The sequence below is a fragment of the Jeotgalibacillus sp. S-D1 genome (assembly GCF_004358665.1).
GTDB lineage: Bacteria > Bacillota > Bacilli > Bacillales > Jeotgalibacillaceae > Jeotgalibacillus.
Genome location: NZ_SMZR01000001.1, coordinates 152277 through 163342 on the forward strand (window position 1 = coordinate 152277; position 11066 = coordinate 163342).

The 11066-nt window shown below is 41.5% G+C and carries 8 protein-coding genes and 1 other annotated feature (1 of these 9 only partly in view); of the genes, 4 read left to right on the top strand and 4 right to left on the bottom strand.

Annotated elements, in window-relative coordinates; genetic code table 11:
- The first annotated feature begins 25 nt into the window (after positions 1–25).
- From ytxJ to ccpA, 3 genes are all read left to right on the top strand, one after another.
- Positions 26–346, top strand: a complete 321-nt coding sequence (gene ytxJ, locus E2R51_RS00795) for a bacillithiol system redox-active protein YtxJ (protein ID WP_205703298.1) — start codon at positions 26–28, stop codon at positions 344–346.
- Positions 347–970: 624 nt separating this feature from the next.
- A complete protein-coding gene (locus E2R51_RS00800; RefSeq protein WP_133375114.1) occupies positions 971–2050 on the top strand; it encodes a bifunctional 3-deoxy-7-phosphoheptulonate synthase/chorismate mutase in 1080 nt (359 codons plus the stop codon).
- A 278-nt stretch (positions 2051–2328) separates the two neighbouring features.
- Positions 2329–3330 (top strand): catabolite control protein A, encoded by a 1002-nt coding sequence (ccpA, locus tag E2R51_RS00805; protein WP_133375116.1) that lies wholly within the window; start codon positions 2329–2331, stop codon positions 3328–3330.
- 29 nt (positions 3331–3359) lie between these two features.
- On the opposite strand, the gene E2R51_RS00810 is transcribed toward ccpA, so the two are convergent.
- Genes E2R51_RS00810 through E2R51_RS00820 form a run of 3 tightly spaced genes read right to left on the bottom strand, consistent with a single transcriptional unit; the run spans position 3360 to position 5822 of the window.
- Positions 3360–4550, bottom strand: coding sequence for an acetoin utilization protein AcuC (locus tag E2R51_RS00810; RefSeq protein WP_133375118.1), 1191 nt, complete (start codon positions 4548–4550; stop codon positions 3360–3362).
- Positions 4520–5167: an acetoin utilization AcuB family protein gene (locus tag E2R51_RS00815; protein ID WP_133375120.1), complete on the bottom strand. Its 648-nt coding sequence runs from the start codon at positions 5165–5167 to the stop codon at positions 4520–4522. The genes E2R51_RS00810 and E2R51_RS00815 overlap by 31 nt, the downstream gene beginning before the upstream one ends.
- Positions 5168–5189: 22 nt before the next feature.
- Entirely contained in the window at positions 5190–5822 is a 633-nt protein-coding gene (locus E2R51_RS00820) for a GNAT family N-acetyltransferase (protein ID WP_133375122.1), read from the bottom strand.
- Positions 5823–6011: 189 nt separating this feature from the next.
- Between E2R51_RS00820 and acsA the strand changes: the two genes are divergently transcribed.
- The gene (gene acsA / locus E2R51_RS00825; RefSeq protein ID WP_133375124.1) at positions 6012–7730 is read left to right on the top strand and encodes an acetate--CoA ligase; all 1719 of its coding nucleotides are present in this window, start codon (positions 6012–6014) and stop codon (positions 7728–7730) included.
- 95 nt (positions 7731–7825) lie between these two features.
- On the opposite strand, the gene E2R51_RS00830 is transcribed toward acsA, so the two are convergent.
- On the bottom strand, positions 7826–10858 hold the full coding sequence (locus E2R51_RS00830; RefSeq protein WP_133375126.1) for a transglycosylase domain-containing protein: 3033 nt from the start codon (positions 10856–10858) through the stop codon (positions 7826–7828).
- Positions 10859–11009: 151 nt separating this feature from the next.
- Positions 11010–11066: a binding site (T-box leader), on the top strand (it continues 156 nt past the right edge of the window).

Consider the following 11066-nt stretch of genomic DNA (forward strand, 5'->3'; position numbering starts at 1 on the left):
TTGATATCTGAAAGGAGAAATCTTAATGAAAAAGATTGAACAAATAAATGAATTTGATCAGCTTATTAAGGATAAAAACTCATTTTTCTTTATGAAGCACAGCCTTACCTGCCCAATCAGCGCAGCAGCTTATGACGAATATAAGAAATTCGATCATGAAGCAGACGCAGATGTTTATTATTTAGCTGTTCAGGAGTCCAGAGAGCTTTCGAATCATATCGCTCAAACCTTTGGTATCCGCCATGAATCTCCACAAGCAATTTATTTTAAAAATGGTGAGCCTGTATGGAATGCTTCTCATAATAAAATAAAAGCAAATTCATTGAAGGACCAGGTAAAAAACTAAAGCTCAATCAAAAACTCTGGCTTAAAATCCAGAGTTTTTTCTTTTGTGTTGGCTTCTTTACCGGTTTACAACAGACCACGATACTTTCTATAATTCATCAGATTTTCTATTTTTCTTCTATATTTCTCTCAGATACGACTTTTGTGCTAAATATTTTGATGAATATTGTCTAAGTCTTTATTCCTTTTTATTAATCAGGAGATAAGAGTCTCAGCTTGAATTATTTCCTCGGAAATGTTTAGCTTTTAGGGCTGAACCGTAAACCTGAGTCTTTGATAAAGGGAGACTTTTGACTTATTTTATCTATTAATTTGCTGGATTAAGATAAATTCAAATGCAAATACACTTGTTATTCTAAATAAACAAGAATAAATTTTTATTAAAAACCTCTTTATAGCAGGGATTGCCCGCTAAATTATATTTTTACTAACTTGCTTTAACGCTTAAAAGCGTTTAATAAATAAAGTTTTTCGTGACATTCTCGGATTGTTCGATTATAATAAGGAACAATTGATAAGGTGATCGTTAAATCCTTCACCCGGATAAACAGCTAAACATATACCGGGGGATTAACTGATCATTTTATGGATCAATTTGATTTTTTAAAAGAAAGGAATGTTTTGTATGAGCAATGTGGAATTGGATCAACTTCGACACAAAGTAGACGAGATGAACTTACAGCTGCTTGAAGTAATTAATCAGCGTGCAGAATTAGTTCAGGAGATTGGCCGAGTAAAAGAAAAGCAAGGTGTAAATCGTTTCGAACCAGTTCGTGAACGAGCAATGCTGGATCTGTTAAAGGAAAATAATAAAGGACCATTTCTCAATTCCACGATTGAGCATATCTTTAAAGAGATTTTTAAAGCAGGGCTTGAATTACAGGCAGATGATCACCGTAAAGAGCTTCTTGTATCCCGAAAGAAAAAATCGGAAGATACAATTGTCAATCTAAAAGGTGAAACCATTGGGAATGGCAAGCCACAATTCATTTTCGGACCATGTGCTGTGGAATCTTATGAGCAGGTTGCAGCTGTTGCACAGCAAGTTCAGGCAAAAGGCCTTAAATTACTTCGCGGGGGTGCATACAAGCCTAGAACCTCTCCATATGATTTCCAAGGCTTAGGACTTGAAGGTCTTCAAATTTTAAAACGTGTTGCTGACGAATATGATCTTGCGGTTATCAGTGAAATTGTTAACCCGGCTCATATTGAAGAAGCAGTGGACTACATTGATGTAATTCAAATTGGGGCTCGTAATATGCAAAACTTTGAGCTTTTAAAAGCTGCAGGGTCTGCAAATAAGCCAGTTCTATTAAAACGAGGATTAGCTGCTACGATTGATGAATTCATTAATGCAGCTGAATATATAATGGCTCAAGGAAATGATCAGATTATCCTGTGTGAGCGGGGAATAAGAACATATGAAAAAGCAACAAGAAACACATTGGATATCTCAGCTGTTCCGATCTTAAAGCAAGAAACACATTTGCCTGTTTTTGTTGATGTAACCCATTCAACAGGAAGAAGAGATCTGCTGCTTCCAACAGCAAAAGCTGCTCTTGCAATTGGTGCAGACGGCGTAATGGCTGAAGTGCATCCGGATCCTGCTGTAGCATTATCAGATTCTGCTCAGCAAATGAACTTTGACCAGTTCAATGATTTCTGGGATGCGGTGCAAACATTCTTGGGAGTTCACGCAAAATAAATAAATATGTTATGATAAGTTCTTCAATCTGTTATTCTCAGCAGATTGGAGAACTTTTTTATTTTCAACAAAGATGTACTTTCACTACTTAATTATTTTATCTCGAACAAAAATGATTGAAATTCCGACTATTGTTTGAAAGCGTTGCATCAGTAGCGTATGATTATGTAAATAAGTGAGCAATCTTAAATAATTACAGCTAAATCCTTCTGTTTTCAAGGGTTTATCGTGTAAAATGAAAATAAATGAAAATGAGAATGACCAAAGGAGCGCTAATAATGAATATTACGATTTATGATGTAGCAAGAGAGGCCAATGTTTCAATGGCAACCGTTTCACGCGTAGTGAATGGAAACCCCAATGTAAAGCCTGCTACAAGAAAGAAAGTGCTGGAAGTAATTGATCGTTTAGGATATCGTCCTAACGCTGTTGCGCGCGGACTGGCAAGCAAAAAGACTACCACTGTCGGAGTTATTATTCCTGATATCTCAAACATATTTTTTGCTGAGCTTGCAAGGGGAATTGAAGATATTGCGACGATGTATAAGTACAATATTATCCTAAGTAATTCCGATCAGAATGAAGAAAAAGAATTGCATTTATTGAATACAATGCTTGGCAAGCAGGTGGATGGCATTGTATTTATGGGCGGTAATATTACTGAAGAGCATGTGAATGAGTTTAAGCGATCTCCTGTACCGATTGTTATTGCAGGATCTGTGGAAGCTACTAACCAGACTCCATCAGTTAATATCGACTATCATCAGGCTTCATTTGATGCGGTCAGCCGTCTGATTGAAAAGGGCCATAAGAGAATTGCCTTTGTGAGCGGTCCATTCCACGATACTATTAACCGCGCCTTGAAGCTTGAAGGATATCGGGAAGCTCTTCAAAAGGGTGGAATTGAGTATTCGGAGGAGCTTATTGTTGAAGGCGATTACACGTATGACAGCGGACTTGAAGCATGGTCCCGTCTTCAGGAATTGTCAGCGAAGCCTACAGCTGTTTTTGTAGGTAATGATGAAATGGCGCTGGGAGTAGTACATGGAGCTCAGGATCAGGGATTAACAATTCCTGATGATGTAGAGGTTATTTCGTTTGACAGCACAAAATTAGCCCTTATGGTGCGTCCTCAGTTGACTGCAGTGGTACAGCCGCTCTATGATATTGGGGCTGTAGCCATGCGTTTGCTAACGAAATTAATGAATAAGGAATCCATTGACAACCATACAGTTGAATTGCCTCACCGCATTGAAGAGAGACAATCCACTAAAAACTAATAAAACAAAAAAGTAGAGCACTCATTGCTCTACTTTTTTTTGTTTGATCGGATTGTATAAAGTGCTTTATCAACGGTTAATTTATTTTTTTCGGTAATCTCTTTTTTACGCGGTATTGCTTCATAAATATTATCGGGATCCTGCCATGTTTTAATGAGTGGAACAGGTGATTCCGGCTGCCACCGGGTTAGCCATCCTTCAGGAAGATCGCCAGAATCAGGAGTAAATCCCGTCATCTCCATCCAAACTTTTGCCCAGGCACGCGGCACCACCCGCCAAATATCATAGCCGCCCCCACCTACAGCAACCCAGCGGCCTTCACAATAGGTATGAGCCAGTTCATGCGCAATTTCAGGAATTTTTTGATAAATTTTCATGGTTGATGACAGATGGGTTAGGGGATCCAGACAGTGCGCATCTGCTCCATTTTGCGTTAAAATAACATCCGGTTTAAAAAACTCTATAACTTCCCGAAATGATTGTTCATAGGACGCAAGAAAAGATTCATCTTCCGTAAAGGCGTCAAGCGGAATGTTAAATGAATACCCGTAACCTTTTCCCTGACCCCGTTCGTTAACAGCACCAGTACCCGGAAAGAGGTACCGGCCTGTTTCATGAAGAGACAGCGTGCAAACATTCGGATCATCATAAAATGACCATTGAACTCCGTCTCCATGATGGGCGTCAGTGTCTACATAAAGCACCTTAGCTTTGTACTTTTCCTGCATGTACTTAATGGCTACTGAGCTGTCATTATAAACACAAAAGCCAGATGCTTTTCCTCTGAAACCATGGTGAAGTCCGCCGCCCAAATTCATCGCGTGCTTCACTTTGCCGGACATCACCCAGTCTACTGCTTCCAGGGTTCCTCCAACGAGTCTGGCACTGGCATCATGCATGCCGGTGAAAATGGGTGTATCTTCTGTCCCTAAACCGTAGCTTTCCGCTTTATCTTTTGAAAGATTACCGGTGCTCGCAAGTTTAACTGCTTTGATATAGGCAGGATCATGCACCAGCTGGAGCTCTTCATCAGTTGCCAATCGGGGTGCTGCAATCTGATCATCTGTTATAGCATTGGATTTTTTAAGCAAGTCAAGTGTCAGCTGAAGCCTTTTTTGATTAAAAGGATGCTCTTCAGAAAAACGGTAGTTTAATAGATCCTCCGAATAAATAAACACAGCCTCCTGATTTACAGTGGACTGGTCGGCAGATTTGGCCATAGTACATCATGCCCTTCCTCGCGTAAATCTTCAATGACAGACATTGGATTCATTGTTTGTACGCGAAATACCAATATTTTAAATCTCTCATCTTTCTTAAATGGATAAACAAGTACGCTGTGTATATTGGAATGATTTTTTCGTATAATACCAGCCACCTCAAATAACATACCTGCCCTATTTGGCACTTTCACTTCTATTTGAGACCCGGGCTGCTTTGCTCCCGTCAGCTGAATGAGTGTATGTAATAAATCTGTTTCTGTAATCATTCCGACTAACTTGTCTTCGCTGACGATGGGAAGGCAGCCAATATGTTCTTCCATGAATAGGACGGCTACTTCTTCAACAAAATCAAGGGGGTGGCCAGTTATAACCGGGGTGGTCATGACATCCAGCAGCTTGGTTTGAAAAAGATCATCTTTATGGTCAGCCTGGAAGGGAGAGGGGGAAAACTCCTTCACATCCCTGTCAGTTAAAATTCCTACCACTTTATTTGTTACATCCACAATCGGAAGATGCCTGATTCTTTTTTCGGTCATTAATTCAATGGCCTCAGCAACCGTTGAATCCGGCAATAATGTCGCAACCTCCGTAACCATCATTTCTTCAATGATCATTATTGATGCCTCCCTGCAAATATTAATACATAAATCGATTCATAAATCGAAGCTGATCAAATTGCTGTATCGATTCAGGTTTTATCCTTTTACCAATCCGTGCCATTAAGCAGTTTGCCGGATGAGAACTAATTTCAGGATCGTCTGTTGCATAGTATTCCAAACCGCCGGCATTCATCATTTTTTCCATGATTTTTCGATACTCCCATACATTCAGACCGGTTCCTTTAAGATCCCAGTGCCAGTAGTATTCAGTGGTAATAATAATATAGTCTTCCATTGCATCATCCATCATTGACACCCGTAAAAGATTTTTGCCGACAGAAGCTCCCCGGAATTTAGGTATCACTTCAATTGCACCGAGTTCAATCAAATTTTCCATATTACCCTGAGACCAGCGTTCAAGAGGATCAGGGTAAAGATAGGTGACATACCCTACTATAGTGTTGTGTTCACGGGCAATAATAATCCTTCCTTCAGGGAGTCCGGCAATTTCAATCAGCGCTTTGTGCTGCTGTGGACCTGGACGGAACGCAATAAGATCTTCGTGAAAATCAAGAGTAGACAGCTGGTTCGCAGAGACAGGTCCTTCAATGACGATAGAACCCTTTATTGTTTTTAATTCTTTAGCATTATACAATTTAACATGTTCCATAAAATGGATCACCTACATTTCATTGATTGTCCTAGTATACAGCATAACTCAATAATTAAAGCGCTTTCAACTATAAAGTACGTTTCCTTTAATTAGTGCAAGCTTTTCTAACATAATTTTTAAAAATTGAGATAATTGTAGATTTGTACTATACTAAAGTGGACATTTCTTACATAGGGGGACGATTTTATGAAATTGGAAGCGTTACCATCGGTAAAGGGAAAGTATAATCTAGACAGCTATGAAGAAGCAGTATCTTCATTTGACTGGAAAGAAGCAGAGAAAAATTTTTCCTGGCACCAAACTGGAAAAATCAATATGGCGTATGAGGCAATTGACCGTCATGCAGAATCCGATAAAAAAAACAAAGTAGCACTTTACTACCGTGATGCGACTCGGAATGAAAAATACACATTCCGGGAAATGAAGGAAATGACAAATAAAGCAGCAAATGTACTGAAAAGCCAGGGTGATATTGAAAAGGGTGACCGTGTTTTTATCTTTATGCCGCGTTCACCGGAACTATATTTTGCACTGCTTGGAGCACTTAAAGCAGGCGCTATCGTGGGGCCGCTGTTTGAAGCATTTATGGAAGGGGCTGTGAGAGACCGCCTTGAAGACAGTGAAGCCAAAGCGATTATTACCACCCCGGAACTGCTTGAACGGGTGCCGGTTGATGAACTGCCGCATTTGAAGCATGTATTTATCATCGGGGATGAAGTGAAAGAAAGCGGCAAGCAAATCGACTTTATGAAGCATTTCAAGGAAGCTGACAGAACTTTTTCAATTGAATGGCTTGAGCGTGATGATGGTTTGATCCTGCATTATACTTCAGGCTCAACCGGCAAACCTAAAGGGGTTTTACATGTGCAGGAAGCCATGCTGCAGCACTACCAGACGTCTAAATGGGTTCTGGACCTGCGTGAGGATGATGTGTATTGGTGTACAGCGGATCCTGGGTGGGTTACAGGGACATCTTATGGCATTTTTGGTCCATGGCTTACTGGCACGACCTCAGTGATTGTAGGAGGACGTTTTAGTCCGGAAGCCTGGTATCAAACACTGGAGGATTATGAAGTAACGGTCTGGTACAGTGCACCGACAGCATTCCGTATGCTGATGGGAGCCGGCGATGAGCTTGTAAAGAAGTTTGACTTATCCAACCTGCGACATGTTTTAAGTGTAGGAGAACCATTAAACCCTGAGGTAATACGATGGGGAATGAAAGTATTTCAGCACCGAATTCATGATACCTGGTGGATGACGGAAACAGGCGGTCAAATGATTTGCAATTATCCTGCTCTTGATATTCGTCCAGGGTCGATGGGCAAACCTTTTCCGGGAGTTGAAGCAGCAATAGTAGATGACCAGGGCAATGAACTGCCTGCTAACCGAATGGGAAATCTTGCGCTTAAAAAGGGCTGGCCATCTATGATGAATACGATCTGGAATAATGAGCAAAAATATGAATCCTATTTTATGCCAAATGGCTGGTATGTATCGGGTGATTCTGCTTATAAGGATGAAGATGGATACTATTGGTTCCAGGGAAGAATTGATGATGTCATCATGACTTCAGGAGAAAGAGTAGGTCCATTTGAAGTGGAAAGTAAGCTTGTAGAGCACCCGGCAGTAGCAGAAGCGGGCGTTATTGGAAAGCCTGATCCAGTAAGGGGAGAAATCATCAAAGCATTTATTGCGCTGCGTGAAGGCTATGAACCGACAGAGGAATTAAAAGAAGAAATACGACAGCATGTTAAAAAAGGACTTGCTGCACATGCAGCCCCTCGTGAAATTGACTTTAAAGATAAGCTTCCAAAGACCAGAAGCGGAAAAATTATGCGACGTGTACTTAAAGCATGGGAACTCGATCTTCCAACTGGTGATCTGTCTACCATGGAAGATTAATGATTATTTTATTATGAGGCCGAACATCACGGCCTCATTAATTTTGGCAAAAAATTGAACGATTCCGGAAATGGAATCGCTCAATTTTATTTGTTTTAGCCATTGTCACCGTCTGCAGGCGGCTCCTCATCTTCCGGCGGATCATCGGAAGGAGGGGTTTCGTCTTCAGGTGGATCGTCAGGTGTTTCTTCACCAGGCTCTTCATCGGCCGGAGGTGATGACTCGTCACTTCCACCGCTTTCAACTTCTTCTTCTTCGTCTTCCTCATTGTTTCCATTGCCGCCGTTTCCGCTGTTATTTCCAGATGCAGGCGGTGTGGCCGCGGCAGGAGATGAAGAATCACTGTTGTCTTCATTTTGTGTATTTTCCTTCTTAGGTTTAGGGGCTGCCCCGATTCGAACTTCATTGGATCGTGCAGACTCTTTACCTGCCACATCAACTGCAACCACTTGATAAGTTCCAGCTGAAAGTGAAGCAGAGAGTGATTCATCAAGTTTCCTTACTGCCACTTTATTGCCGCCCGAATACACTCTGTAGCCGACGACATCGCTGCTGCCTGAAGGTGTCCAGGAGATCTTGCTGTCTGACACACTTGCTGTAACGCTGCCCGGGTTGCTGCCGTCGTCCTCCAGTCGGTTTTCAGCAACTAGAAGATTTGAGAAAAACGAATTATCCTCAGGGAATAATTTGGACGAATCGCCTCCATAAGGGTAGAGCATTTGTTTCGCATAATCCGGACTTAACAAAGCCCCATTTGACGAAAATTCATCCGGTGTAGAATCCATCGCTACAAACCGCTTGCCATCTTTACTTACATATTTTGTAACAATCAAGCCATTTTCAGAACCTGATGGAGTATAAGCAGATGTGAATAAATCTGTTGATACCAACCCTGCCTTAGAGCAGGCGTCATTTGCTGCCTGACCAGTAAACGTACAGAACGACCGGTTCACGACACCTTCGGGCTGCGGGAAAGCATTTGAAGGATCGATCAGGTCTGGACGAAGTTCATTTGTCCGGTTCATCATTTGTGCCCACAAACTGATTGCTCTCCTGCTGCCGTCATTAAGACTGGAAGGTTCGTCGTAACCGAACCAGATACCAAATGTGATATTAGGATTTGTTCCGATAAACCAGTTATCGTGCTCAAATTGTGATGTCCCTGATTTTGATGCCCAGTCTGTTGAGAAATTCAGCTGGCTTGGTGCTGTCCGGCCTGAACCAATAGGGGTCATCGTATCTCTCATCATATCCAATGTGACATAGGCTGTGGATGGAGAAAACATCTCAATCGGTTCAGCCTTGTGTTCAAAGATCACGTTGCCGTCTCTATCTTCAATCTTTTCAATCATATACGGTTCATTATATTGACCCATATTGCCAATTGCAGCATAGGCAGAGACATTTTCTTCCACTGTAATTCCTTTATCCATGCCCCCTAGAGAAAACGCTCTGCGGGAATATTCTTCATCTTTAATTCCTTTAGGATCAATTTTTTCTAAAAATTCCCCGGGATTATGCCCTTGTTCAATCATTCTGCCATACAGGCGTGCGGCAGATAAATTATGGGAGGCAGCAAGTGCTGTCCTTGCCGGAATAAGTCCGTATTCCCGTCCTACTACGAAGTTTGCAGGCTGCCAGCCATTGTAATTAAATTTAACATCAGCTAAAGGGCTACCCGCGCCAATTAATCCATATTCAATAGCAGGGGCATAAACAGCAAGCGGTTTAATTGTTGATCCGCTTGAACGGTAGGATTGAGTGGCGTGATTTAATTGTTCCTGTTCAAAATCTCTTCCGCCTGTAAAACTTAAAATACGGCCTGTGGAATTTTCCATCAGTACGCTTCCGACTTGTTCAGGAATGCTGACGTTTACCGCTTCTCCTGTTTCAAGATTGGTTCTTTCCACGGTTCTGTTGCCATCAAAACCTGCAAAATTATTTTTCACTTTTTCCATTGCATCGTACAGTTCTTTATCGATGGTTGAATGAATTTCATATCCATTCTGGCGGATATCACGCTCTGCCAGAAGGGTATATTCTTTATCGATGGTCTGACTGTCATCCACTTGCTGCCTGGAGTAACCAGCCTGTTCAGCAAGATAGTACTTTAATATCTCAACTGCTCTGCGCTCCAGCTCATAGGTTACATAAGGATATTGCTCGGCGGCACTTGAAGACCGTTCAATAAAATCCTGCGTCAAATCATAACTTACTGCTTCATCATGCTGCTCGCGGGTAATGGAGCCATCGCGGAGCATTCTGCTTAGTACTTCTTTTTTACGTTCAATACCTGGCTGCAGCGCTTCCTCTGATTTTAGTTCACCTTTATTCGTGAACGGGGTATAGCCAAAGGGTGCTTGCGGCAATCCTGCTATAAAAGCGGCCTGAGGGAGGCTGAGATCTTTTGCATCCACCCCGAAAATTCCCTGAGCTGCAGTCTGAACGCCGGCAATATTACTGCCGGATGAATTTCGACCCATATCAGCTACATTTAAGTAAGCTTCTAAAATTTGTTCCTTTTCAAAAAAACGTTCCACTCGCAGCGCAAGCAAAATTTCTTTTGCTTTACGGTCAAAAGAAACTTCATTGGTAAGTACTTGGTTTTTTATCAGCTGTTGAGTGAGGGTGCTTCCGCCGGTTTGATTGGCTGAGTTTGTGACTTCCTGAAAGACAGCACGCATAATCGCTTTTGGAACGACGCCGTCATGCTCCATAAAATATTCATCTTCCGTGGCAATTACTGCATCGGTCAATAAAGGGGAAACATCTTTCAGCGCAATTTCTTCACGTTCCAGGTCCGTGCGGAGCTTACCTAAATAAACATCATTGGCAAAATATATGTCAGACGTTTCTGTGTAATCGTAAATATTTGTTTCTAAATCTTCATATGACAGGACTTCCTCGTCCTTAACAAGAGACGCAAAATATCCGGCTCCTACACCGCCTGCAAATGCCGCTCCAATTACCGCGAATATGACAACAAGTAAAAATATATTCCATACCACATGGTACGATAAACGGAGTTTTTTTGGTGCACCGCGTTTTATAAGGGCAGTTTTCGCTTTAATAAACGCTGCTTTTATAGAAGCCAGACGCTCTTTCATGTACAGTTTACGATCTGTCAACAGTTATCATCCTCCTTGAAACATCCTTTTAATTATAACATATTGTGCGCATTTTGAAGGTGAAATACAGGAGAATTTCTCCATAATTTATCGAAACCTGCTTGACAAAAGCTGATTTTGTATGATAAAAATACGTTACTTAAACTTAAATAAAAAAGCGTTGAAGAGAATAAGTAGGAGATCCTCCCTGTTCATCTAGAGAAGCGGT

Excerpts from the sequence above, each read along its gene's own strand:
- ccpA (WP_133375116.1), top strand. The coding sequence starts at position 2,329 with ATGAATATTACGATTTATGATGTAGCAAGAGAGGCCAATGTTTCAATG.
- acsA (WP_133375124.1), top strand. The coding sequence starts at position 6,012 with ATGAAATTGGAAGCGTTACCATCGGTAAAGGGAAAGTATAATCTAGAC.
- E2R51_RS00800 (WP_133375114.1), top strand. The coding sequence starts at position 971 with ATGAGCAATGTGGAATTGGATCAACTTCGACACAAAGTAGACGAGATG.
- E2R51_RS00810 (WP_133375118.1), bottom strand. The coding sequence starts at position 4,550 with ATGGCCAAATCTGCCGACCAGTCCACTGTAAATCAGGAGGCTGTGTTT.
- E2R51_RS00815 (WP_133375120.1), bottom strand. The coding sequence starts at position 5,167 with ATGATCATTGAAGAAATGATGGTTACGGAGGTTGCGACATTATTGCCG.
- ytxJ (WP_205703298.1), top strand. The coding sequence starts at position 26 with ATGAAAAAGATTGAACAAATAAATGAATTTGATCAGCTTATTAAGGAT.
- E2R51_RS00820 (WP_133375122.1), bottom strand. The coding sequence starts at position 5,822 with ATGGAACATGTTAAATTGTATAATGCTAAAGAATTAAAAACAATAAAG.